Below are 26,051 nucleotides of genomic sequence, written 5' to 3'. Positions count from 1 at the left end.
CATGGATGCCCGCAAGGCAAAAAGCCGCGCCGCCATCGTTGCAGCATTCTCCGAGCTCCTGCGCGAGGAAGATTACGGTAAGATCACCGTCGGCGACATCATCGCGCGCGCTCACGTAGGCCGCGCGACATTCTACGGCCTCTTTAAGAGCAAAGACGACCTGCTCGCTGAGCTGGTGTGCGATATCTGCACCCATGCCCTCGACGATGACGGCGCACCCCTCGACGACCCGCTCGTGCAGGTCGAGCATATCCTCAACAACCTCTGGGAACGCCGTCAGGGCGTACGAGCCCTCGTAGCCGGCGCCGGCTCACGCGTCTTCGCCGACTGCTTACGCAAGACCATCATGTCACGAGCAGCCGAAACCGTCCCCACCGACCCAAACGGCCCCGCCGCCACCATGGACCGAAGCTTCCTACTACACCACATAGCCTCAAGCTTCGTAGGAATGGTCCAATGGTGGGCCTGGCACAACTTCCAAGCAGATAAGGCCGATGTGGCAAAAGACTACCTATCAGCCATTAAGCCCCTCTTCAACTAAGTAAGAAGCTCATCCCAAAGCACCGCCCCACCCCAAGGCGCCACGCATCCCAAAGTGTCAACAACAGCCCAGCGCCCCTATCAGCAACAAGCCCCTCCCATCCAAATTCAGATTTAAATGTTGGGTTGCTTGCTCGAGCGCAGCAAAGACCCCGCAGCCGTCCGCATGGGGTAACTTCCCAGCGCATTCCGCAGGACGAAAGAACCCCCGCCGCACAAAGTGCGCAGCGGGGGTTCTTTCATGTCCGAGGACGCGCTGGGAAGTTACCCCATGCGGTCAGCGGACAACTATGTAGCCTTGAACTAGAACATGCCCAAGAAGCCATGCACAAACAGCGCGGCCACAATAGCACCGACAAACGGCGCGATGCCAGGAACAAGCAGGCCATACTTCCAGTTGTTGTCAGCCTTGTTCTTAATCGGCAGCACCTGATAGGCCATGCGAGGACCAAGGTCACGAGCCTGGTTCATGGCGAAGCCGGTGATGCCGCCCATGCCCATGCCAACAGCCCAAACGATCAGGCCGACGCAGATTGCGAGCATCAGAACGTTCTCGCCGGCACGGCTAGCGGCAGCAAGGATGGCGCTGATGAACACGAAGGTGCAGATAGCCTCGCAGAAGAAGTTACGAGCATAGTTCGTGCCCTCGGTGGTGGGGTTGGTCGAGAAGATGTTGCGCTGGGCAATGGGGTCGACGACGCCCTCGGAAGCCTTGAACTCATCGGCATACATAAACCAAGCGATCACGGCACCCACAAAGCCGCCGAGCATATCGGCAAGCATGAAGGGGATGCAGTTGCCCCACGGCACCAGGCCGACGATGCACTGGGCAAGCACCATGGCGGGGTTCATGCACACAGCGCCACCAAAGACAAACAGGCAGACCGAGATGCCAAAGGACCAGGTGGTGATGGCAAACATATGGCCGGAGCCCTGATACTTGGTGCCCTTGAGCACGGTATCGCAGTGAACGCCCACGCCAAAGACGATCATGAGGGCCGTTGCGCCGAATTCACAGAGGAGTTTGGTAAGCATAAAACCTTATCTTTCTTGTCGGTTATAAACGATTCGTTTAGGCCGCGCACTAGTGCTGCGCAACAACAACGCCCAGGCCATCGGGAATGACGGCAACCTTGGCATCGGCACCCTTCATCTCAAAGGCGAGCTTGAGCGCCTCCTCGATAGTGTTGACCGGCGTCATGTGCATATCCTTGAGCATCTGGTGATCGCACAGGTCGGTGACCATGATCACAGGGTGATGCGCCAGAATACGGGCAAAGATCTGGCTCGTCCACTGGTCGGGCAGGGTCTCGTCCTTAGGACGGTCGATGCAGGCGCGCTCAAACTCCGCCGGATCGTTGTCGGCGATGTTGTGATAGAAGCCCTCGCCACCGTGACCGTCGGCACAGCCGGCGACGTCGATGATCACGCCGCCCTCGGGAAGCGTGGCCTCGGCAGCGCACATGCCCTTCACGGCCTGATAGATGTTCTGATCGAGCGGGTAGCCACCGTTGGTGGTGATGGCGATCTCGCACTCAACGGGCTCAACGCCGGCAAGGCTCTTCACGAACTCGCAGCCAGCCTCATGCGCCTTGTGGATGTCGCCGGCAAAGGAGCCAATGACCTCGTGCTTGCCGTTGAGCACCACGTTGAGCACAAAGGCAAGGTGAGCCATCTCGGCGGCGGCGAACATGTCCTCGCTCACGTGGTTGTGGCACAGGTTGCCGGCACGCGAGTGGGAATCGTTCACAAACTGACCGTTGTGGTTGTACATGATGGTCTTGTAGCTGGCGACGCCGGGCAGGACCGACTTGCGGCTGCCAGAGAAACCGGCAAAGAAATGCGGCTCAATAAAGCCCTCGGCAAGCAGCAGATCGCAATCGGCAGCAATTTTGTTGATGATGCACTCGCCACCAGAAGGCAGGGTGCCGATCTTTTTCATCATGCTGTCGTCGGTCGCGACATGCATGACGATCTCCTCGTTCGCAACAATCTCCTCGCCGTACTTGTTGACGAGCTCTTCGTGCGTCGACGGACGGTGCATGCCAGTTGCAACCAGAATACGAACGCGCGCCTCGGGCGCAGCGGCATGAATGTGATGCAGCAGAATGGGCATCGTCACACGCGAAGGAACGGGACGCGTATGGTCGGAGCTAATGATGACGATATCCTTCTTGCCAGCACAAAGCTCCTCGAGCGAAGGCGAGCCATAAGGGTTGGCAAGCGACTCCTCTACCAGCTCTTCCTGCGATTTCGTAGTCTTAAACTCGTTTTGGTGACCTTCCATCACACCCGCGAAGTTCTTATCCTCGAGCTCCAGATGCAACGTCTTGTGGTCAAACGGCAGTTCACATTCAAACAACGGTGAGCGCCCTCTTCCTTTCATCTAACACACTAGTTAAACCGTTGAGAGGATACGCCGCTCGCCGAAAAACACCACCGTCTACCGACCCATTAACATAACGTTCATATTTGACCTATAACAAAACGGCCGCGATCCCAAACGGAACCGCGGCCAAAAAGCCCACACCGCACCCCACATTAGGCGCGAAGCGCGCCATATCCCCCCAGCCGCAATCCGCCGAAGACCGAGGACGAAGGGGCCCGACGGGTTTCCCTCTGAATGCATTCCGCAGCACGAAGCCCCATCAAAAAGCGCGAAGCGCACTATCTTTCCCCCAGCAGTAATCCGCCGAAGACCGAGGACGAAGGGGCCCGCCGTATGCCTGCTTTCCGGCGCACTCCGCAGGACGCAAGAAGCCCTCGCCGCACGAAGTGCGCAGCGAGGGCTTCTTGCATGTCCGAGGACGCGCCGGAAAGCAGGCATACGGCGGTCCCCGGTGAGAGCCACAGGGCTATCGATTACCCCGTGTTTTGCAATCCTGCCGAGACGCCGGTCACAGTCGAAAGAATCAGGCTCATGTACTCGGCCTTCTTCTCCTCGGCCATCTCATCCTGGTTCATACGCACCTCGCGAAGGGCGCGGACCTGGGCGATAGACAGGGCGTCGACATAGGGGTTACGCACGCGAACGGCGCAGCCGAGCACGCGACGACGCTGCAGCGGCCACTCGTCACCGACGATGGCAAGGACCCACTTACGCGTGAGCTGCATCTCGGTGAAAACCTTCTTGGACAGATCATCGCGATCGCCCAGGTGCAGATACATCTTGGCGATGCGCTGATCGGTCTTGGCGATCGACATCTCGATGTTGTCGATAAAGGTGCGGAAGAACGGCCACTCCTGGTAGGCAGCCTTGAGCTGGTCAAGGTCGCCCAACTGCTCGCAGGCGGTACCCAGGCCGTACCAAGCGGCCAGATTGATGCGCGCCTGGCTCCAGCTAAAGATCCACGGAATGGTACGCAGGTCGTCGAGCGACTTGGCACCCAAGCCGCGCTTGGCGGGACGCGAGCCGATCGGCAGCAGACCGACCTCGGTCAGCGGCGTCACGGTCGAGAACCACGGTGTAAAGTCCTCGGTGTTCAGCAGGTCCAGATAGCGCTCGTGGCTTGCGGCGTTGAGCTTCTCGGCCATGCCCCAGAACTTCTGCGTGGTTTCGGTGTTGGTCTTCTCGACACTCGGAGCCGACTGCAAAAGCGTTGCAGCGGCGACGGACTCAACATGGCGCTGAGCTAGCGTGCGGTTACCGTAACGGGCAAAGATGACCTCGCCCTGCTCGGTAAGCTTAAAGAAGCAGTTGACCGAACCCTTGGGCTGCGCCAGCACGGCCTTGTTGGCCGGACCGCCGCCACGGCCCACGGCACCGCCGCGACCGTGCATGAGCACAAGGTCGATATCGTTCTTCTCGGCCCACTTGGCAATGCGCTCCTGCGCGGAGTGCAGCGCGAGCATGGCCGTGGTAGGACCGGCATCCTTGGAGGAGTCGGAATAGCCCAGCATGACCTCCATGCGGCGGTTGGTCTGGGCAAGGCGCTTTTGAACCACGGGCAGCGTGAGCATCTGGTCGAGCACGTCGACACAGCCCTCGAGGTCCTCGAGCTGCTCGAACAGCGGGATCACGTCGAGCTCGGGGACATCCTCCTCGTGTGCAAAGGACAGGTGGGCAAGCTCAAAGACGTCGGCCACATGCTGGGCGCTCTTGGTGAACGAGATGATGTAGCGGTGCGCCATCTTCTTGCCGTAGCGCTTTTGGATGGAACCGATGGCACGGAAGGTATCGATGACCTCGCGCGTCATGGGCTGCAGATCGCCATGGATACCGTTCTCGTGGATATCCTTGAGGGCGCGGGCGTGCACCACGGAGTGCTGACGGAACTCCATCTCGACCATATGGAAGCCGAAGGACTCGACCTGCCAGATGATGGTCTGCACCGGACCGTAGGCGGCACGGACGGCACCGCAGGCAGCCAGCGAACGCTGGACGACGCGCAGGTCATCCAGGAACTCGTCGGCGCTGTGGTACATGGTGTCGGTGATACGGCGCACGGTGGCGTTCAGACGATCGGCCATGACGAGCATGACGGCGCGATGCGGCTCGTGCTCGGAGATCAGCTCGGCGCGGGCCGTGTACCGAGGGCTCATCTCGACCTGATGGTTCCACAGGTTAATGAGCTCGGCAGAAGGCTTGCTGTAGGTGGCCTCGAGCGTAAGGTTGCGGCCGATGCGGCGGCACTTGTCCTCGAGCTTGAGCACCATGTGCGTGAAGTACTTGGCGGCGACCTCGCGGCTCACCTTGGCGGTAACGTTGGGGTTGCCGTCGCGGTCGGAACCGATCCAGCTGCCAGGATGGAAGAACGCCGGGCACAGCGGCGGCACGGTACCGGCCTTGTCGCCCAGCACCCAGTCGTCAAAACGACGGTAAATGACGGGGATCACATCGAACAGTGTGTTATCGAAGATGTCGATGATGGTATCGGCTTCCTCGACCGGCGTGGGCTTCTTAAGTGCGATGGGGCTCGTACGCACCAGGGCGTCAATCTCCTGCAGCATATGGCGCTCGTTCTCCACCAGGTCGGAGCCGCCCAGGCGCGGACGCTCCTCCAGCAGGTTGGAGATACGGCGAATCTTGCCCTCGACGGCCTTACGACGGGCCTCGGTGGGATGTGCGGTAAAGACAGGGTGGAACTCGAGCTTGTCGAGCAGCTCGTTGGCGCCCTCGACACCCATCTCGTTTACCAACTGGTGATAGGCGACGGTGAGTTCGTTGGCGGGATCGACCTCGGTATCGGTCGACGCACCTGCCTCGCGCTCGCGCAGCTGCGCCACGCGGTAGTTCTCCTCCGACAGGTTTGCCAGATGGAAGAAGCTCGTAAAGGCGCGGACGATAACCTGTTGCTTATCGAGCGGCAGACTGTCGATCAGATCAACGACCTCGCGAAACGCCACGGCGGTGGGCTCGTCGGCGGTGGGCACGCCCTGCTCGTCGACGGACTCGTCGGCAGCACGGGCGCCGGGGTTTCCGGCATTGGCCACAATCTCGGCCGTCAGGATCTTGTCGAACAGGTCCGCGATCTCAGGATCATACTCGCTAAGCACACGACGCTCCAGGCGCAGGAACAGCGCCAGATTGTCGCGCAGCTCCTCGGGGATCTCGATCTCGGCGAGACGCTCCCTGGACTCGGCATTCGAGCCGATTCGGTTAACGAGGCGGTTGACCACGGCAGCGACGCGCGCCGCGGCTTCGGGTACAGACTGGTTGCTTAGGTTCTCAGCCACGTTTCCTCCCATTCCTCCTTCTATGCACGTAACATGCGGTATTCATTATAGGCGCTTGCGAAATACTTTCGACACTGATTGCGCTTTACCACACAAAAGTATTTTCTGCATTGCAAGGGTTTTTGCTCTAAATGGTCGTATTTCTCGGTGGACGGCATACACAAACGGGGGCATTCCGCATAAATGCGAAACACCCCCGTAACAATCGCTCGCAATGGACGGGACACTCAAGCGGGTCCGCAGCTCAAAAAGATGCGCTACAGGCGCTCGCGAACCGCCTCGACCACGTTGGCCAGATCGACGAGAACCTCGTCATGGCTCTCCATGTCGCGCACCTTGACCTTGCCGGCGGCAAGCTCGTCGCCACCCAGGACCAGGATGAGCTTAGCGCCCACCTTGTCGGCCTGCTTAAACTGGGCCTTGAGCGAACGGCCCTGATAGTCGGCCTCGGTCACGATGCCTGCGGCACGAAGCTCCTGCGTAATGGCAAAGACGTTCTGGCGCAGCTCCTTGCCAGCGTTGGCGACATAGACGCACGGGGCCTCATCGGCACCCAAATCGCTGCCAAAGGCCTGCAGGGCCAGCAGGGCGCGCTCAAAACCGACGGCAAAGCCGACGCCCGCCGTGGGCTTGCCACCCTCGAGCTCGACCAGGCCGTCGTAGCGGCCGCCGCCACCGATGGAGCCGACGCCGGCACCGGGAGCCTCGACCTCAAAGACGGTGCGGGTGTAGTAGTCCAGACCACGCACCAGGGTGGGATCCTCGACATACTCGATACCAGCGGCATCCAGATAGCGCTTGACCTGCTCGTAGTGCTCACGGCACTCGTCGCACAGGTTGTCACCCATCAGCGGAGCCTCGGCCATGATCTCGCGGCAGTGGTCGTTCTTGCAGTCGAAGGCGCGCAACGGGTTGAGCTCGGCGCGCTCGCGGCACTCATCGCACATCTCGTCGGCGTGATCGAGAATGAACTGCTTGACCTGCTCGCGATAGGCCGGACGGCACTGGGCATCGCCCATCGAGTTAATGAGCAGACGAAGCTTGGAAAGATCGAAGCCCAGGCGCTTGTAGAACTCCATGAGCATAATGATGCACTCGGCGTCTGCCGCCGGATCGGGAGCGCCGAGCCACTCGATGCCTACCTGGTGGAACTGGCGCAGGCGACCCTTCTGGGGACGCTCGCCGCGGAACATGGCCTCGGCATAGTACGCCTTAAACGGCGTGGAGCCCTGGGGCACCAGATTGTTCTCCACGACGGCGCGCACCACACCAGCCGTGCCCTCGGGGCGAAGTGCCAGGCGCTGCTTGGGCTTGAGTTTGGTGTCGGTGCCCTCGGTAAAGACGCGCTCCAGGTTGGCGCCGCTAAAGACGCGGAACATCTCCTTGCGCACGACGTCGGTCGACTGGCCGATACCGTGGACAAACACGTCCACCTGCTCGATCGCGGGCGTCTCGATGGGTTTAAAACCAAACGGCTCGAACACGCCGGCCGCAATCTGCTGCATCTTTTGCCAGGCGCGCATCTCGGCGCCGATAAGGTCGCGGGTTCCCTCCGCCTTCTGTGCCTGCATGGGCAAACACCTTTCTTTTGTATCGCGTCATAGATAACGGTCATTATACGGCACAAACACAAGCCGCGGCGGTGCATCTGACCGAACGAGGGTATGGGAACTCGTTCGGCCCGATGCACCGCCGCGGCGACCGACCCGCATGCGGCGAAGGGAAACGGAGCATGTCGTAAGGTTATGGCCACCCAGAGAACCGAATGACGGTACGAGCATCCATTCGGCTCCCTGGGCGACCACAATACCAACAACCGCAAGTCTTTCCCTTCCCGCCCAACAAATCGCAGATTCGACCGTATTGGGCGGGGATGCAGGTTGCGAGATACTCTACTTAGGTAAAGTGTACAAGCCAGAATATCCGACTGCAGATACAAAAACGGCCCGCATCCGCGGGCCGCAACACATTGTTAACGATTGATGTCCTTATCTTGACGATTTAGAACTACTGAGAACGACGGCGCAAAAAGTCGAAGTGCGTCTCGCTCAAGATAATCGACAGGAAGATGAGCGCGAAGCCGGCAAGCAGGCGCGAGGTAAGCGCCTCCCCCATCAGCAGCACCGAGAACAGCACGCCCGAAGGCGACTCCATCGAAAGAAGCAACGAGCCCGTCGAGGCCGGGACGTGTGCCAGGCCGACATTTTGAATGAGCAGGGCCACGCACGTGCAGCCCACCGAAAGAAAGGCCATCACGGCGATAAAGCTCGGCGTCCACACAGACAGAGGCGCCTGGGTTTCGAACAGCAGCGACGAGACCAGACTCAACACGCCGTTGCCCACAAACATCCAAAACGTGATGACGTTGATGTCCATCTTGCGACCGTACTTGGCGGTCACCGCCATCTGAATGGCGAAGAAGACCGCGCCACCCAGCGTGATGACATCGCCGGCGTTGAACTCGACGCTATCGAGCGCCACCAGGCCAATGCCCGCCAGGCACAGCAGCGCCGCGCCCAGGTTGTAGCGAGTAAGCTTTTCGCCGCTTAGAAAATAGCTCGCGAACGGCACAAGGATGCAGTACGTGCCCGTCAAAAACGCACTCTTGCCTGCCGTAGTCTGCGCCAGACCAAGCGTCTGAAATCCGTAAGCGGCCCACATGAGCGCGCCCATGCCCAGTCCAACGATCAGGTTACGAGCATTGAAATGCGCAATGATGCGCTTATGGAAAATGGCAAACATAACCAGCGATGCCGGGAGAAAGCGAACGTAGAGCAGCTCAAACACCGGAATGGTATCGAGCGCGTCCTTCATGGTGGTAAAGGAATAGCCCCAGATGATCGCCACCGAAAGCAGCAAGACCTTCCAGAACAGCGGCGAGCGCGCGCCGGCGCCCCGGGGAATACCGCCCGCGCCCAAATCCTCACTGGCCACAGGGCCATCGGGCATGTTTTCGATTTCGTTGGCAGCGTATTGGGCCATGGAACATCCTCACACTCAATCTGGGCGTGGTGTCCGCACGCGTATGGCTGCGTGCCGCCTCATGGTCAAATAAAAACGGGGCGCACCGGACCCCCGGCACGCCCCGCTACTGTAGCAACAACCAAGCAGCCCACGCAATTCACTACGCTAAAGCATCGGGTTGGAAGACCTCGATGTTCCGACGGCGTTTACATTGTTGCGCTAGATTAATTTAGTACTTTCAAGCTTTTCGATGATCCAGTCGTTGGCTTTGATGACTGGGCGGCGGAAGACCACACCTAGGGCCAGCGACGGAATCAGATAGCTCGCCAAGATACCCAGCTCAACCCAGTACTCCATATGGTAGGCGCCAGCCATGGCGGCGTGCATGGCGTTGATGCCGTGGGTAAACGGCAGGAACGGGTAGATCGCCTGGAACACGGGGCCGGTCATCTCGATGGGGAACGTACCGCCTGAACCGCCGACCTGCATGACCAACAGCACGACAGCGAGCGCCTTGCCGATATCGCCAAACGAAACCGTGAGCGTGTAGACGATATTGGAGAACACGAGACTCGCGACCCAGCCCGCCAGCACAAACTGCAGCGGGTTGTCGCATTGGATGCCAAAGAACAGGATGTCGCCCGCGCACACGAGTGTCGCCTGCAGCAGGGCCAGACCTCCAAAGAACAGGTAGCGGCCCAGGTAGATCTCGTGCAGGCGCACGGGGATCAGCTCGTTGATGAGCTCATCGTCAACCGATACCTTCATCATGGCCGCCAGCACGATCGAGCCGACCCACAGCGACAGGATCGTATAGAACGGCGCCATGGCCGAACCGTAATTGCGGATCGGATAGACCGGCTTGCGGTCGAGCGCGACGGGGCCGGAAAGCGACACGGCCAAACCCTCGGGATCGTTGCCGATCATCGTCTTGATCGTGGCAAGGTCGTCCGACATCAGGGCGCCATCGAGCTCGTCCTTAAAGGCGCTGATCTTGTCCGATGCCTCACCCAGCTGATCGGAAGCCTTGTTGACCAGCGTCGCAGCCTTGGAGAGGCCCTTTGCGAGCGAGCCAGAGGCGTCGGTCAGACCGCTCACGGCGCTATCCAAGTCACCCGAGATACCGTTCAGGGAATCCAGAACGCCCGAAATGGTCTTCTTGAGCTCCTTGGCCTTAACCGAGAACGTGGAATCGTAGTCGGACTTGGCTCCCGAGATACCCGCCTTGGCATCGGCGATGGCCTGGTCGACCTCGGCACGCGAGTTGTTGACCTCCGCCATGCCGTCCGAAAGGGACTTTGCGGTCGCCGTCAGGTCCTTCGCATTGTTGCGGTACTCCACGGCAATTCTGCCCAGCGACGTCGCAGCGGACTCGAGACCGTCTTTGAGCTTGTCATCACTTACCTGGTCGGCAAGGTTACGGAGCTGATCGGTCATCGCATCGATATCGTCAGCACGCGTATTGAGCGCCGCTGCGGCTTCGTTGAGCTGAGACACCGTAAGGTCAACATGCTGATTCGCGGCATCGAATGCCTTCGCAAGCTCGGCGGACACGTTGTCGAACGAGCCCGCGCTTCCGTCAATCGCCGCGTCAACGGCATCGTTGGCGGCCTTGAGCGCTTCCTTGGAATCATTGATGCCACTCTTGGCGTGCTCCATCAGCTGCTTCGTCGACTCATCAACGGTGCCCGTCTGCTTGAGCATGCCGCCCGCCGATGTCAGTGAATCGGACGTGGAGCTCAAAATGCCCGCGAGCGACGTCGCACTCGCCTGAACGTCCTGCAGGTCCTCGACCGAATCGCCCAGCGTCGAGGACAGATTGGCGATAAAGCTGCTCACCTGGTCGGTACTCATATAGTCGAGCAGGCTGGACACGGTCTTAAGGCCGATGGTCGTGATGGTCTTGGTAAAGGTCTCGTTGACCTGACTCTGGACGGCGCTCGAACCCTTTTCAGTCACGATCTGTGCGATGGCGTTGGCCTTCTGATTCTCATAGAACTCGATATCGGCGTGCTTCACCTCGGTCGAGAAAAGCGTCATCATGTCGGCGCTAAACGTTTTAGGGATAACGACGGCAGCGTAGTACGCGCCCGACTTAACGCCCTCAATCGCCTTATCACGGTCGTTGAGGACGACCCAGTCGAAGTTCTCGTTGCCGCGCAGGGTGGCGGTTACGTTTTCGCCCACGTTGACCTCGACGGGAATCAGATCGCTCTCGTAACCCTCATCGGTGTTGACCACTGCAATCTTAAGGTTGCCGGTATTGCCGTAGGGATCCCAGCTTCCGGCGATGTTAAACCATGCATAGAGACATGGCACGATGATCAGGCCCATCACGACGACCATGCCGATCACGGAGCGAGACACGTTTTGGACATCGCGCTTAAACAGGTGCAGGATGTTTTTCATTTATGCCTCACCTCCTTTAGAGTGCTTGCCAAGCGAGGTGGTGTCCCCGTCGTTTCCGTTTACGTTGTCAGCGCCGTCGGCATCTTGAGCCTTACGATGCGCACCGATATGCGACAGACGGCTCGTAGGCTGTTCGCCTCCCTTGGCGCCACGCTCGCTGGCGTTGAGACCAAACATGCGACGGGCGGCAGGGATGGCAGCCGTGTGCTCGCGCATCTCGCGGCGAAGGTCCTCGTCCGAAAGCGCCGAGATACGCATCTGGGTATTGAGGCTCGCACGGATGTATTCGATGTTGATGAGCCAGCCGCAGATGGCGATAACCGAAATGATCCAGATAACGAGCAGGATGATCTTGCCGTTATTGTCGATATCGAGCACCGTCGAAAGCACAAAGAGCAGAACCTGCACGCCTACCACGGCGGCAAAACCGCCCTTGATGTAGTACGGGTAGCGATGCTCAAACGCCACGGCATGATCGAGCAGCTCGCGACGGTACGAATCCGAATCGAGCATGACGCGCATGGCCGTGCGCAGCGAATAGCGCTGGCGCGGCAGGTCGTTGGACTCGCAGATCATGAGGCCTGTCGTGGAAAGCTGCTTGTCAAAGAGCAGGTTGAGGTTGAGCAGCAGCGGACGCAGCTGCAAGCCAATAAAGAGTGCGATGGCAAGGAACACGCCCAGGATGCACAGGTTGAACAGGTAGTTGAACGAATACATGCCACCGACGGTCTCGCGCAGCAGGTTGATGCCATAGGTGAAGGGCAGCAGCGGATGCAGCCATTGGAAGAAGCCGGGCATCATCTCGATGGGATACATGCCCGACGAGCCGGGGATCTGCACAATGACGAGGATGACGCCAATGGCTTTACCGATATGCTTAAACGTGGTGGACAGCGCATAGATGATGTTGACGTAGGTGAACGAAATAGCGATGCCGCCCAGTACAAAGAGCAGCGGATTGACGCACTGAACGCCAATGACCAGATCTCCCACCGTAACGATGATGGCCTGCAACGCACCCAGGATCACCAGCAGCAGCCAGCGGCCAAAGTAGCCCTGACGCGCCGTAAAGCTACCGATGCCCTCGCGGTCGACCTCGAGTTTATAGATAGCGATGAGCACATAGCCGCCTACCCACAGCGCCAGATTGGTGTAGAAGGGCGCGATGCCCGAGCCAAAGCTCTTGACCGGATAGATTGACTTGGACGTCAGCTCAACCGGAGATGCCATGAAATCTGCCACGTCATTGACGTCGACGTCCATGAGGTCGGCTAACTCGCCCATAGACTCAGAGGTCTGCAGCGCCGCAATGTCATTGGCGGCGGTCGCGAGCTTGTCCTGAACCTTGGCAAGGGAGGCGTCGGTTTGGGACAGCGTGGTCTTTGCCTGCTTGAGCGTGGCGTCGAGCTGCGCCAGCGTGCCGCGCGCGCTCGCTATCGTGGGGGTCATACCCGACACAATGCCGGTCAAATCGCCCGAAACGGCGGCAAAGGAGTCAAGCGCGCTCGAAGCCTTCGGAAGTGCGTTCTGACCCAGATCGGTCTGAGCCTGACCGAGGTTAGCCGTACCGGTCTGAATTGCCGCGTTGAGTGCGTTGCTCGCGTTCGAGATTGCCGTAGCGTCGTTTGCCATGGCGCTCGACTGTGCAGAAAGGCCATCCTTGATGCTCTGCAGCTTCTGGTTTTGCTCGCGAAGCGAATCGATGGTCGATACAATGCGCGCGTCAATTTCCTCGGAACCTGTCGACGTGTCATTAACGAGAATCTCCAAGTGCCCGATAACGGCCTTATTGTGATCGATCGTCGCCTGGAGAGACTCGAGCGAGTTGTCGATGCGGGTGGTCGTAGATGTGACCGTACCCGTTAGCTTGCCAATCGCAGCGTTCGCGGAGGCTGACGTCTTGGTGAGTGCAAGGCTACCTTCCGAGAGTGCCTTGGAGAGCGAGGTGATAGAGTTGCCCGCCGTGGCGCGAGCCTCGCCCAGCAGGTCGTTGCCCTGGGAGATTGCCTGCGTCAGCGACGGTGCCTGACCTTGCAAGCCGGCAAGCGCCGCATCAGCCGAGGCGATAGCGCCACTCGTCTTATCGATGGCGGCATTCATATCGCCAATCGAATCGCGCACCTCACCCAAGGTGTCGGATGCCTCGGACACCGAACTTGTCAGCGAGTCCTGAGTCTGGGTTGCCTTGTCCTTTAAATCGACACCGGCATCCTTGGCGATACTGGCAACAGTCTCGCCCACCGTGGAGACAAACTCCGAGTTGATCTGCTCCTCGATGGTGTTGGCACCGGTATCGGTGACCTTGGGCGCAATGGCGCTCTTCTTCTCATTGACGTAATAGGTGAGCTTCGGCTGATGGTAATTGCCATCGAGCATCGAGACAAGATTGTCGGAGAAGTTCTTGGGGATTACGATCGCCGCGTAGTATTCCCCGCTCTCGACGCCCTCTTTGGCATCGGCAGCCGAGTCGACGAAGGTCCAGCCCAGCTGATCGTTTTCCTTGAGCTGGTCGACCACCTTATCGCCTGCATTGAGCTCGCCCACCAAGTCATTCTGGGTGCCCTGATCGTTGTTGGCGATGGCGATTTTAATGCCCTGGGTATTTCCGTACGGATCCCAGTTGGCAACGATGTTGTACCAGGCATACAGCGAGGGAATGACGCACACGCCCAAGGTAACCACCAGGGCGACGGGGTTCATAAGCAGTCGCTTAATGTCGCGCTTAAATATCGCAAAGGAGACCTTTGCGTTGGATAGTTTGCTGCCGAGACTCACGCTTGGACCATCCATCCTGTCGTTGAATCAAATCGTACTATCAAAAACCATTGTACGTAGGCGCTTTAGCGTCTCGAAGCACAATGGTATTGAGTTTTGCGGGTAGCAATATACTACGAAGATTAGTTAACGTACAGTTGTACAGTATCTCAAATTTCAGCAGGTCACAAAACCACAACCCGCACAAATTAGCAATCCGAATAGTCATCGGGGGCGTTCTTAAACTACCAGTCAAACAAGAACGTCCCCCAACGACCACTTTTTCTCCGTCCCCAAGGGATCATTATTGGACCGTCGATGTTTTGGTAATGCCAGCGAGCGGTCACCAGAGCGAACAAATTGGCATGAAAAGAGGACGGCATAGACCTTCTGGTCATGCCGTCCTCTTTGAATGACAAGTTGTCGCTCTGGTGCCCGCGCAGCGTCGACCGGTCCGCCGTTCGTTAGAACGGCGGAACCAAAGGCGCAGCGTCGAGTAGTTACGCGGTTCGTAGAACCGCGTAACTACCAAACTACATAAGCTCGCAGACAGCTGCTGCGAAGGCTACGGGGTCCTCGGGGAGAATGCCCTCGACCAGCAGGGCCTGGTCATAGAGCAGACCGGAGTACTGCTTGATCTTGTCAGCGTCGCCCGCCTTCTGGGCAGCGACAAGCTTGTCAAAGACCGGGTGCTTAGCGTTGAGCTCGAGCACGCGCTGGCTCTTGGGCATGCCGTCGGGCGCGCCCTCGGGTCCCTTCTGGAGCACCTTCTCCATCTCGAGCGAAAGCGGGCCCTCGGTGGTGATGCAAGCGGGGGCATCGGTCAGGCGCGCGGAGACGGCAACTTTCTCGACCTTGTCACCGAGCGCCTCCTTCATAGCGCTAAAGAGGTCCTCGTTTTCCTTGGTGGCGTCCTCGGCCTCCTTCTTCTCGTCCTCGGTCGCCAGATCAAGATCGCCGGTCGCGACGTTCTTGAGCTCCAGGTGACGATCCTCGACCTCGGGCTCGGCACCGTCGGCCACGGCCTTTTCGGCAGCCTCGCGAGCTGCATCGTCCTCGTAGATCTTGGGCATATCGGCAGCAACGTACTCACGCATGGCCTGGAAGGTGAACTCATCCACGTCCTGCGTCAGAAGCAGCACGTCGTAACCGCGGTCGAGCACGCCCTTTACCACGGGCATCTTGGCCAAGCGCTCACGCGAGTCGCCGGCGGCGTAGTAGATGGCCTTCTGGTCCTCGGGCATACCCTTGGCATACTCGGCCAGGGTAATCATCTTCTGTTCCTTGGCAGACCAGAACAGCAGCAGGTCGGCAAGTTCGTCGGCCTTCATGCCATAGCTCGAGTAGATGCCGTACTTAAGACCGCGGCCAAAGTTCTCAAAGAACTTCTCGTAGGCCTCGCGGTCGTTGTCACGCATATCCTCAAGGTCGGCGGTAATCTTCTTTTCCACACGCTTGGCAATGGCCTTAAGCTGACGGTTCTGCTGCAGCGTCTCGCGCGAGATGTTGAGCGACACGTCGGCGGAATCCACGACGCCGCGGACAAAGTTGTAATAGTCGGGCAGAAGGTCGTCGCACTTCTCCATGATCAGGACGTTGGAACTGTAAAGCGCCAGGCCCTTCTCGTAGTCCTTGCTGTACAGATCGAACGGGGCGCGGCCCGGCACAAACAGCAGGGCGTCGTACTCGAGCGTGCCCTCGGCATGGAAGCTGATGGTGCGCGCCGGATCCTCAAAGTCGTGGAACGTAGACTTGTAGAACTCGTCGTAGTCCTTCTGCTCGACATCGGAGCTGCGCTTTTTCCAGATCGGTGTCATGGAATTGACGGTCTCGAGCTCCTGGTAGTCCTCGTACTCGGGCGTGTAGTCATCGCCAGCATCCTCGGGCTTGGGCTTCTGGCGGCTCTTGGACACCATCATCTGGATCGGGTAACGCACATAGTTGCTGTACTGCTGAATCAGGCTCTTGAGGCCCCACTCGGTCAGGAAGCGATCGTAGGTCTCGGCCTCGCCGTCGGCATCGAGCTTCTCGTTCTCGCGCAGCGTCAGGATAACATCGGTACCGTGCTCGGCGCGCTCGCCGTCCTCGATGGTATAACCCTCAAGACCATCAGACTCCCACACGTGGGCGGTATCCTCGCCATAAGCGCGGCTGACGACCTTCACGTGGCTGGCGACCATAAAGGCGGAGTAGAAACCCACGCCAAACTGACCGATGATGTCGACATCGGAACCCTGCTGCTCGGCGTTCTCAGTCTTAAACTCCTCGGAGCCGGAATGGGCGATGGTGCCCAGATTGCGCTCGAGCTCCTCGGCGGTCATGCCGATACCGTTATCCGAAATGGTGATGGTACGGGCATCTTTATCAAAGGAAACACGGATGGCCAGGTCGCCCTGGTCGAGCTTGACACTCGGATCCTGCAGGCTCTTAAAGTTGAGCTTGTCGACGGCATCGCTCGCGTTGGAGATAAGCTCGCGCAGGAAGATTTCCTTATTGGTGTAGATGGAGTTGATCATGAGGTCGAGCAGTTTTTTGCTCTCGGTCTTAAATTGACGCATATGCAGTCCTTTCGCGCTACCCCCGTCCGCAAAAACGGCCCGGTTGCCCGAGCCGCATCGCAGACCTGCTATGTTCAGACTTAGATTTTATAACCCATTAGCGCGCATATATACATACGGAATCGAAAAACTGTATGTCCAAACGCTCTGATGCGCCAATTGCCAAGGAGTGTCCCAAACTGCCGGCAGAAAAGGAACGTCCCTATCTGTCGCCCACGACCCGCTTGGCCATCCAAGCATGGGGCTGGCCCTCGTCTTCATTGTCCACCGGGGCAATCTGCGTGTAGCCCGCCTTGGCATAGAGCGGCAGCACGTATTCCTGCGCATGCAGCTTAATGAGCTTGGCGCCGGCATCACGCGCGCACGTATCACTGGCCTCGACAATCTTGCTCGCCAGACCGCGACGGCGCATGCTCGGCAGTACAGCCACGCGCCCCATAATATAGGTCTCCCCCGCCGCGACGCCTTCGTCCAAATCGCACGCCGGCGACACCGGAGCCTCTGCGTCAGCCGCGCGCTCAAGCTCTTCGGGAAACACGCGCGAGCAACCGGCAAGCTCGCCGTCTACATAGAGCGTCACATGAACGCAGTTCGGGTCCTCGTCGATAGCGTCGAACTCATTCTCGTAGCCCTGCTCGTCCATAAAAACGACGCGGCGCACCAACGCCGCGTCATCAAAGCATCCCGTCTTAAGTTGGATATCCATGGCTGCCCTTTCATTCAATGAGAACGTTAGGGACAGATTTTAGCGAAAATGAGCTCCGCGCACGCTAAACTTCGCGCGAGCCTTCGCCAGGCAGTCGTAATGACCCACGTTATGGGCATCGCTCGCGATGAAGCTGTACAGGTTCTGATCGAACAGGCGCTGTGCCGGCTTTTTCTCGCGACCAAAGCGACCGCCGGCAATAAAGTCCGCCGAAGCCTGCAGCTTGCAGCCCATATCGACCAGGCGTTCCGCCACGCTTACATCCTTTTGAACCGCACGATAGCGCTCAGGATGAGCGATGATCACCTGGTAGCCACGGCACTGCAAATCGTAAATCGTGTTCTCGTATTCTCTAAACGCATACGCATCGGCATGCGTCGAAAGCTCGAGCAGGAACTCGTTGGTCCCATCGAAATGCAAGTGCTCCGCGGCATCGATACCAAGTTCAACGAGCTTTCGATGGTTGACCTCGAAGCCCATCTGGAGCGGAAAACCGTCAGCGTTATCGCGCAGCAGCTCAAAGGCATCCCACATCTTGTCGTAATCAAAATAGGGATCACGGCAGTGAGGAGTGCAAACGATTCTGGTTACACCGGCCCGCTTGGCAGCCTCGAGCATCGCCAAGCTCTCATCGAGATCGGCGGCGCCGTCGTCTACCCCCGGCAAGATATGGCAATGAATGTCACGCATAGGTCGGCCCTAATCAACTAAACGTTTGCTCGGTTGGTGAAGATGCCCTTTTTGGAAGTGCCCTGACCGTCGGAGCCCTTCTTAACCTTCTTACCGTCCTTGGTGTAGTAAGAATAGTAGTACTCGCTGGTCTCGGTCTCACAGTAATTCATGACGGTACCGATGAGCTTGACCTTCTCGGACTTCTTAAGCTGGGCGATAGCATTGAGCGCCTCTTCGCGCTTGGTAAAGTCCTCGCGCACCACGAACAGCGTGCCGTCGGTCAGGCTGGCAATCTCGGCAGCATCGATGAAGGTGCCGACCGGAGGAGCATCGAAGATGACATACTGGAACTTAGCAGACAGTGCCTTGACCAACTTGGAAAAGCGATGGGAGACGATGATGTCGGCAGGATTGGGAATGTGCGGCTCGGCATCGAGGAAGTAGAAGTTCTTCTGACCCGTCTCGACAATTGCCTGGTCAATGGAGATCTGCTCGGAAAGGACCGCATAGAGTCCACCGCGCGAACGAACGCCGAGCATATCGGAAAGGGACCTGCGGCGCATATCGGCCTCGACCAGGAGCACGGACTTGCCGCTCGTGGCGATTGCCTGAGCAAGGTTAATGGAAACCGTAGACTTGCCCTCGTTGGGAATCGAGGAGGTAACGGTGATGGTACGAATGGGGTCGTCCACGCTCGCAAAGCGGATGTTGGCCAGAAGGGTCTTGGCGGCATTCTGTACAACGAGCTTGTCGGTGTTCTTTGCCTTAGCCATGCCTATTTACCACCTTTCATAGCCGGAATTCGGCCAACAACGGGAATACCCAGGAGCTCTTCTGCCTCTTCGGCACCGCGAATGCGGGTATTGAGCATGTCTGCCAAAACGACATAGGCAACTGCGATAAAGATACCGGCGAGGAACGCGACGGCAATATACAGCGTACGCTTGGGGCCACTGGGGGCTTCGGGGGTCTTAGCCTCGTCGATAACGTTGATGCTCTGGGCAGCGCCGACGTTCTGAGCGACCGTACTCACCGAGCTGGCCATGGCCTTTGCGACCTCAGCCGTCTCCTTGGCATCGGTGCCGGTAACCGAAAGCGTAATGACACGCGTGGTGGTCTCGGAGGAAACAGACACCTTGTAGTCATCCAAATCGGTGAGGCCCAGTTCTTTGGCGGCGCCGCTCTTGACGCTATCGCTATCAAGCAGCGTGGCGATATCGTTGGAAAGCATCTGGCTCGCCGAGAGATCGTTGTAGCTCATCTGACCGCTATCGTCGGTCTTGGCGAGAATGTACATGCTCGTCGTCGCGGTATAGGTGTTGTCCATCGCAGCGAAGGACACGATACCCATGGCGATCGCGCAGACCACCGGAAGGGTGATGACCAGCTTGAGGTGCTTCTTCAGCAGCTGGAACAGTTCGAGAAGGGTCATGCAGCTTGCCTTTCATTTCCCCAGTTCGGATTGACAAAACTGTCCGTATGTTATCGCATCTTTTTACCGAGACCAAACTCTATACATAAGAAACAGGCTCTCCTGTAAAAATGACGGAAGCGATCGTAAAATTGCACAACAACGCCGCACCCGAAAGTCCGATGCGGCGTCTACATCATTATCTATGTTGTATCGCTATGCGAATGGCTCCTCCTGCTGTATGGGAAACGCCACCGTAATGGTGGTTCCCACGCCCAACTCGCTCGATAGATCGAGCGTGGCATGATGATACAGGGCCGCATGCTTGACAATGGCAAGCCCCAGGCCGGTTCCGCCGCGTGCCTTGGACCTACTCTTGTCCACGCGATAGAACCGCTCAAATACCTTGCCCTGTTCTTCAGGCGCGATACCGATTCCCGTATCGGCGACCGCGAGGAACGGATGGCCTTCGTCGTTGGTGCCGCACTGCAGCGTAACCGTACCGCCGGGTCGATTGTAGCGGATGGCGTTGCTTGCCAGATTGTAGATGAGCTCGTCAATCAAGCGCGACACGCCTTCGATGACCACAGGCTTGGTCTCATGACTTATCGTCACATTCGCCTGACGGGCAACCTGTTCAAGACGCTGCTCAACCGTGTAGATGGCACGCGAGAGCTCAATAGGCTCCGTGGACCCAATGGGCACCGCCTCGCCCTCAGTTGCACGCTCGGCCTCGTCCAAGTTAGACAGCGTAAGGATATCGTTGACAAGCGCTGCCAAGCGGCCCGCCTCACGATAGATGCGACCGCCAAAGTTGCGCAGGTCATCCTCGCCCTCAACCATGCCGTTTGCGATGAGCTCGGCATAGCCCGAAATCGCCGTAAGTGGCGTCTTGAGCTCATGGGTGATATTCGCCGTGAACTCGCGGCGCATACGGTCGTTGTCCGCTAGCACCGCCATTTGGCGCTTGAGTTCCTGGCGCTGCGACTCGATACGCTCAAGCATGGGGACCATCTCGGCATAGGCGTGCTCATAGCTACGGCGCGGGTGGTCCAAATCCACCTCTTGTAACGGCGCGATGATGGCACGGGACTCGCGGCGCGCCATGAAAAACGAGAGTACCGCACCCGCTGCTGCGATAAGCAGCATCGGCGCCACCATCGACAGCAAAATCGCCGCAACGCCAGGCTGGGCCTGCGCCAAGCGGACAACCTGGCCGTTATCAAGGGCGACGGCGCGATACAGCATAATCTCGTCGAGCGTAGAGCTTGCACGCTCCGCGGAACCCGAACCATTCTCAAAGGCCTCGATGACCTCGGGGCGATCGCCGTGGTTGGGCAGTGTGGAAGGCGACGCCTCGTTGTCGTAGGCAACCGATCCATCCTTGTTAATCAGCGTGATGCGCAAGTCCTCGCGATCGAGGCTACGCAAGAACGGGATGGGCTCCTGCTGCTCGTCGAGGGCGGCAGCAATGAGCTCGGTTTCCTGCGCCAGATTGGCACTCGTGGCATCCGCCAAGGTGTTTTGCACAAAGAACGCACCCAGCACCGTAAACGCCACGATAACCGCCATGGCGCAGACAAAGATCGTCACAAAAACGCGGTGCGACAGCGTATGTTTTCCCTGGGGGGCGAAGACCACGGGTTACTCCTCCGATGCGGTGGCCGCGGTGTCGTCGCCTTCGGCACCATCACCGGCAGAAGGCTCGGCCAGGCGATAGCCCACGCCGCGCACGGTCTCGATGGCGCTGGCATGCTCGCCCAGTTTTTGGCGAAGCGTCTGCACGTGCACGTCAACGGTGCGCGAACCGCCGTCGAAGTCCCAGCCCCACACGCTCTGCAGCAACGACTCGCGGGTAAAGACAACGCCGGGCTTGCGCATGAGGTACTCGAGCAGGTCGAACTCGCGCAGGGTGAGCTTAAGCGGCTCGCCGGCAACGGTCACCTCGCGATGGCTGGGCGAAAGCACGATGTCGCCCACGCTGAGCACATCGCTCGCCTGCTTGACCATGCCGCCGCGACGCAGCAGCGCACGGCAACGGCTGGCAAGCTCCATGAGCGAAAACGGCTTGGTCAGGTAATCGTCGGCACCGCCATCGAGCGCCATCACCTTGTCGAGCTCGGTGTCCTTGGCGGTAAGCATCATGATGGGCACCGTCGCCGTCAGGCGATCGGCACGCAGGCGACGCATAATCGCTAGGCCATCGGTGTCGGGCAGCATGATATCGAGCAGCACAGCATCGGGCACCCGTCGCGCCACGGCAGCCTTAAACTCGCCATCGCACGAAAAGCCCTCGGCCTCGATTCCCTGCTTGCGCAGCGCGTAGACCGTCAAATCCCTGATGTTGTCATCGTCCTCGACGTAATAGATCATGTTGAACCCCTTTGCGGCCGATATGACCGCATCTTAACCCTAAAAGCACCTGTAAAAGACAGCGTCAGCCAAAACGCCCCGTCAAATAATCTGCCGTGCGCGGATCGGACGGATTTTTGAAGAGTTGCGCGGTAGGCGCGTGCTCCACCAGCTCACCCAGCAAAAAGAACGCAACCGAATCGGAAATACGCGCGGCCTGCTGCATGTTGTGCGTCACGACCACCAACGTGCAGGTTTCCTTGAGCTCGCAGGCAAGCTGCTCCACCACGAGCGTCGACACGGGGTCGAGCGCCGAGGTCGGCTCGTCCATCAGCAGAATGCCGGGCTGCACGGCAAGTGCGCGGGCAATGCACAGGCGCTGCTGCTGTCCACCCGAAAGACCCAGGCCCGACTCCTTGAGCTTGTCCTTGACCTCATCCCATAGCGCAGCGCGACGAAGGGAGTCCTCGACCAGCCCATCGAGCACGGCGCGATCGCGCACACCCATACCGCGCGGACCGTAGGCGACGTTATCGTAGATGTTCATGGGAAACGGGTTGGGGCGCTGGAACACCATGCCCACGCGCTGGCGCAAACGGCAGATGTCGTAATCGCCCAGGATATCTTGACCATCGAGCGTAATCTTGCCCTCGATGCGGCAATCCTTGATGCCGTCGTTCATGCGGTTAAAGCAGCGCAGCAACGTGGACTTTCCGCAGCCCGAAGGCCCGATGAACGAGGTGATCTGCTTGTCGCGGATCTTGATATTCACGTCCTTGAGCGCATGGTGGTCGCCATAGAACAGGTCGAGGCCCTCGACATCGATGCGTGTCGGCGAGGCGGCAAGATCCTCTGCCGTGGGGCGAGTCGCATCCCCAACCTCGCGCTCATGCGCGGCCTCGGCCTGCGCTTCCATGAGTTCTTCAAGCTCCGTGGGCTCCACAGCCGCAGCAGCCGTCATACCGCATACCTCCATATCGATATCAATTCAGCAGTATCGATAGTAGGAATCGCGGCTCATACGCACGTGAGCACATTGTCAAGTGTTTGTAAGGGCACGCTGGCTATGCGGCGGGTAGCTCGATGGTGAATATCGTGTGTTCGGGCGTCGATTCACATGCAACGGTACCGCCGTGTGCCGCGATGATCTCCTTGGCAATAGCAAGGCCCAGACCGGCGCCACCGCGATTGGTTGCACGCGCCGCATCCAGGCGATAGAACTTCTCAAAGATCACCTTGAGCTTTGCCGCAGGGATAGGATCGCCCTGGTTTATAAATCGTACGCGCACGCCGCCATCGTCTTGGCGCCTGGCCTCAATCGTGATCATCGAGCCTTCATAGCTATAGGCAACGGCGTTTTTCATGATGTTGTTGAATACGCGAGCCATCTTGTCGCCGTCCACGAGCACCGTCAGATCCTCGCAGATATCAACCTGGGCTTCTTTATGCTGTTCGTTGAGAATGGGATAGAACTCGTCGGCCACCTGTGCCAGTAAGAGCCCCAAATCGACGTAGCTGCGGGTGAGCACGATATCGTGGAAATCAAAGCGCGTGATGTCGAAGAACTCCTCGATGAGCGCATCGAGCCGGTGGGCCTTGTCGAGTGCCACGCCCGTAAAACGTGCGCGCTGCTCAAGCGGCAAATCGGGGGCCTCCTGCAAGAGCGAAAGGTAGCCCACCACGCTGGCGAGCGGCGTGCGCAGGTCGTGCGCCAGGTACGTCACCAGGTCATCTTTGCGGTGGGATTCGTCACGCAGGGCTTGTTGAACCCTACGCTCGCAATCGCGCACCCGGTTGAGCGCGCCCTCGACCTCGAGGAAGTCGCCGTCAATGTTGTCCCATGTGTCGGGGTTATCGATCAGACGGTCCTGAATGCGGGCGGCGATCACGCGGTCGGCATGCTGCTCGCCCTGCTCATAACCCTGGTAGTACAGGGCACGCCCGCAAAAGAACAGGACGCACACGGCAAGTGCCAGCACAAAGCCAAGCATGTTGAACACAAAGCCGGCATCAAAGAACACGGGCTCGCGAATACCGCCAAGCGCCAGGGCCCCGATCGCCAGCGTAAGGGTCCACGCGGCACCGCCGATTACCACGCAGCGGCGAACGATTTCGAATCGATCGATCAGCAAAAAGCCAATGAGCAGCACCGCCAGGATGCCAACGATATTGTCGATGCCGATGAGCAGCAGACTCAGCATAAAGAGCAGTACCGTCGCCAACGCACGGTTGTCAACGACCGCCCTTACGTATTCAAAGAGTCGATCGGGCACCTCGAATACCCGCCTATCGTCTTTTGTCATATCCACTTCCCCACCATCAAAGGCGCTATTCGATTATGTAGCCGACACCCCAGACGTTTTTGATAAAGCGCGGCTTTTGAGCGTCGTCGCCGATCTTTTCGCGCAGGTGGCGAATGTGCACCATCACCGTATTTTTGGAGCCGGGCATAAAATCCTCGTTCCACACCGCGCGGAACAGGTCCTCCACGGCCACCACGCTGCCGCGATGCTCGACCAGATACAGCAAGATGGAATACTCGATGGGCGTGAGGCGAACCGGTGAACCGTCCACTGTCACGGAACGAGCATCGCGGTTGATCTCAAGGCCGTCGAGCTGGATGGTCGGCGACTCGGCCGCCTGCGCGCGGCTACCGTAGCTGGTGTAGCGACGAAGCTGAGCGTGCACGCGTGCGATGAGCTCAAGCGGACGGAACGGCTTGACCACATAATCGTCCGCGCCAAGCGAGAGCCCCTCGATCTTATCCTGCTGGGCATCGCGTGCCGTCAACATAATAACGGGGTAGGTATGGCTAGCGCGGATGGTGCGCAGCAGCTCAAAGCCGTCGATATCAGGCAGCATGACATCCAGCAGCGCCAGATCAAACTCCTGCTCCAGAATCGCCTTGGCAGCATCGGCCCCGCTATAGGCGACCTGTACGTCAAAGCCTTCTTTTGTAAGGTAGATACCAACCAAGTCGGCGATGGCCTTTTCGTCATCAACTACCAAAATGCGCTCGTTCATGCGTGCTCCTCTCGCGCTCCATTATGCCCGAGGGGGCGCATGCCACACACAACAAGCGTGGGTGATTAAGTCGGCCTTAAGCACCCTTGTGCCCGTTCGGGCGCGGATGTGGGCCACGCACGCACGCGATGATCGCCGACACCGGCAAACGATATACTCTAGTTCCAGAAGAGACCATCCCGTCGAAAGCGAAATCTGTGAAGTCCCTCATCTCTTTTGCAAAGCGCTCAGCCCAGCTTGCCGCCGGCTTTGTCTGCGCTATCGCCCTTGCCGCTGGCGTGCCCACCGTCGCCGGCGCCCAAGTGCTCACGACCGACAATGTTTGCGGCAAAACCGCCGATGCGCGCGGCATCACGGCCGAAAACCTGCCCGATATCGATGCGACCAATGCCCTCGTCATGGGCAAAGACGGCACCGTCTACTATGGGCGCGGCGCCGATGAGCAGGTCAAAATCGCCTCGATCACCAAGGTCATGACCGCAATCCTAACCGTCGAGAATTGCAAGATGGACGAGAAGGTCACGGTGAGCAACACCGCGGCCACCGTGGGCAATTCGACCGCCGGCTTGCTCGAAGGCGACGAGCTTACCGTGGAGCAGGCACTGCGCGGCCTGATGATTCCCTCGGGCAACGACGCCGCCATCGTGCTCGCCGAATATGTGGGCAAGAAGATCGAGCCTAAGACCAAAGACGCCGAGGCCACCTTTGTGAAGGCCATGAACGAGCGCGCTAAGAAGCTCGGCTGCACCGGTACGCTTTTTGAAAACCCGCATGGTCTGGACTTTGATGAGTGGGCTGGCGATATGCACTCAACCGCACACGACGTAGCGCTGATGATGCAGGAGGCCATGAAAAACGACACGATCCGCGAGGTCGTAGCGAGCGAGGATTCCTGGATCGAGGTCACGGGCGCCGACGGCGCCGACCATTCGCATTCCATGGACACGCATAACTATTGGCTCTGTTAGACCAGAATTGACAAGAT

General features: G+C 58.9%; 19 protein-coding genes. 2 read left to right on the top strand and 17 right to left on the bottom strand.

What is annotated here, in order from left to right:
- The first annotated feature begins 1 nt into the window (after position 1).
- The gene (locus AAAV21_RS01435) at positions 2 to 541 is read left to right on the top strand and encodes a TetR/AcrR family transcriptional regulator (RefSeq protein WP_349106924.1); all 540 of its coding nucleotides are present in this window, start codon (positions 2 to 4) and stop codon (positions 539 to 541) included.
- Positions 542 to 843: 302 nt separating this feature from the next.
- Here AAAV21_RS01435 and larD read toward each other — a convergent pair whose 3' ends face one another.
- The 17 genes from larD to AAAV21_RS01350 all read right to left on the bottom strand — a co-directional run bounded on the left by larD (position 844) and on the right by AAAV21_RS01350 (position 25,066).
- Entirely contained in the window at positions 844 to 1,575 is a 732-nt protein-coding gene (gene larD, locus AAAV21_RS01430; protein ID WP_117765423.1) for a D/L-lactic acid transporter LarD, read from the bottom strand.
- 49 nt (positions 1,576 to 1,624) lie between these two features.
- Positions 1,625 to 2,902, bottom strand: coding sequence for a nickel-dependent lactate racemase (larA, locus tag AAAV21_RS01425; RefSeq protein ID WP_349106922.1), 1,278 nt, complete (start codon positions 2,900 to 2,902; stop codon positions 1,625 to 1,627).
- A 500-nt stretch (positions 2,903 to 3,402) separates the two neighbouring features.
- Positions 3,403 to 6,135, bottom strand: coding sequence for a phosphoenolpyruvate carboxylase (locus AAAV21_RS01420; protein WP_349107252.1), 2,733 nt, complete (start codon positions 6,133 to 6,135; stop codon positions 3,403 to 3,405).
- Between the two features lie 338 nt (positions 6,136 to 6,473).
- Positions 6,474 to 7,787 carry a histidine--tRNA ligase gene (hisS, locus tag AAAV21_RS01415; protein WP_117743175.1) on the bottom strand — a complete coding sequence of 438 codons (1,314 nt, stop codon included), beginning with the start codon at positions 7,785 to 7,787 and terminating at the stop codon, positions 6,474 to 6,476.
- Positions 7,788 to 8,223: 436 nt separating this feature from the next.
- Positions 8,224 to 9,198 carry a DMT family transporter gene (locus tag AAAV21_RS01410; RefSeq protein WP_349106920.1) on the bottom strand — a complete coding sequence of 325 codons (975 nt, stop codon included), beginning with the start codon at positions 9,196 to 9,198 and terminating at the stop codon, positions 8,224 to 8,226.
- Between the two features lie 201 nt (positions 9,199 to 9,399).
- Entirely contained in the window at positions 9,400 to 11,589 is a 2,190-nt protein-coding gene (locus AAAV21_RS01405) for a YhgE/Pip domain-containing protein (protein WP_117655508.1), read from the bottom strand.
- Positions 11,590 to 14,364, bottom strand: a complete 2,775-nt coding sequence (locus AAAV21_RS01400) for a YhgE/Pip domain-containing protein (RefSeq protein ID WP_271743794.1) — start codon at positions 14,362 to 14,364, stop codon at positions 11,590 to 11,592.
- A gap of 512 nt (positions 14,365 to 14,876) precedes the next feature.
- Entirely contained in the window at positions 14,877 to 16,901 is a 2,025-nt protein-coding gene (htpG, locus tag AAAV21_RS01395; RefSeq protein WP_349106918.1) for a molecular chaperone HtpG, read from the bottom strand.
- A gap of 202 nt (positions 16,902 to 17,103) precedes the next feature.
- Positions 17,104 to 17,607: a GNAT family N-acetyltransferase gene (locus tag AAAV21_RS01390; RefSeq protein ID WP_349106915.1), complete on the bottom strand. Its 504-nt coding sequence runs from the start codon at positions 17,605 to 17,607 to the stop codon at positions 17,104 to 17,106.
- A gap of 39 nt (positions 17,608 to 17,646) precedes the next feature.
- Positions 17,647 to 18,297 carry a CpsB/CapC family capsule biosynthesis tyrosine phosphatase gene (locus AAAV21_RS01385; RefSeq protein WP_022094060.1) on the bottom strand — a complete coding sequence of 217 codons (651 nt, stop codon included), beginning with the start codon at positions 18,295 to 18,297 and terminating at the stop codon, positions 17,647 to 17,649.
- 17 nt (positions 18,298 to 18,314) lie between these two features.
- Entirely contained in the window at positions 18,315 to 19,052 is a 738-nt protein-coding gene (locus tag AAAV21_RS01380; RefSeq protein WP_349106914.1) for a CpsD/CapB family tyrosine-protein kinase, read from the bottom strand.
- Positions 19,053 to 19,054: 2 nt separating this feature from the next.
- Complete coding sequence (locus AAAV21_RS01375; RefSeq protein ID WP_117716626.1) at positions 19,055 to 19,711, bottom strand: Wzz/FepE/Etk N-terminal domain-containing protein; 657 nt, start codon at positions 19,709 to 19,711, stop codon at positions 19,055 to 19,057.
- Between the two features lie 195 nt (positions 19,712 to 19,906).
- Positions 19,907 to 21,331 (bottom strand): ATP-binding protein, encoded by a 1,425-nt coding sequence (locus AAAV21_RS01370; protein ID WP_349106911.1) that lies wholly within the window; start codon positions 21,329 to 21,331, stop codon positions 19,907 to 19,909.
- A gap of 3 nt (positions 21,332 to 21,334) precedes the next feature.
- On the bottom strand, positions 21,335 to 22,063 hold the full coding sequence (locus tag AAAV21_RS01365; protein WP_089572665.1) for a response regulator transcription factor: 729 nt from the start codon (positions 22,061 to 22,063) through the stop codon (positions 21,335 to 21,337).
- Positions 22,064 to 22,127: 64 nt separating this feature from the next.
- The gene (gene pstB / locus AAAV21_RS01360) at positions 22,128 to 23,003 is read right to left on the bottom strand and encodes a phosphate ABC transporter ATP-binding protein PstB (RefSeq protein ID WP_349106910.1); all 876 of its coding nucleotides are present in this window, start codon (positions 23,001 to 23,003) and stop codon (positions 22,128 to 22,130) included.
- A gap of 103 nt (positions 23,004 to 23,106) precedes the next feature.
- The gene (locus AAAV21_RS01355; protein WP_117628977.1) at positions 23,107 to 24,345 is read right to left on the bottom strand and encodes an ATP-binding protein; all 1,239 of its coding nucleotides are present in this window, start codon (positions 24,343 to 24,345) and stop codon (positions 23,107 to 23,109) included.
- A 25-nt stretch (positions 24,346 to 24,370) separates the two neighbouring features.
- Positions 24,371 to 25,066, bottom strand: coding sequence for a response regulator transcription factor (locus AAAV21_RS01350; protein WP_349106909.1), 696 nt, complete (start codon positions 25,064 to 25,066; stop codon positions 24,371 to 24,373).
- Between the two features lie 197 nt (positions 25,067 to 25,263).
- Between AAAV21_RS01350 and AAAV21_RS01345 the strand changes: the two genes are divergently transcribed.
- Entirely contained in the window at positions 25,264 to 26,034 is a 771-nt protein-coding gene (locus tag AAAV21_RS01345; RefSeq protein WP_349106907.1) for a serine hydrolase, read from the top strand.
- The last annotated feature ends 17 nt before the right edge of the window (positions 26,035 to 26,051 follow it).

The organism is Collinsella sp. CLA-AA-H302 (genome assembly GCF_040093305.1).
Lineage (GTDB): Bacteria > Actinomycetota > Coriobacteriia > Coriobacteriales > Coriobacteriaceae > Collinsella.
Note: the sequence above shows the minus strand (reverse complement) of the source record. Positions and strands in the feature narration are given on the sequence as shown.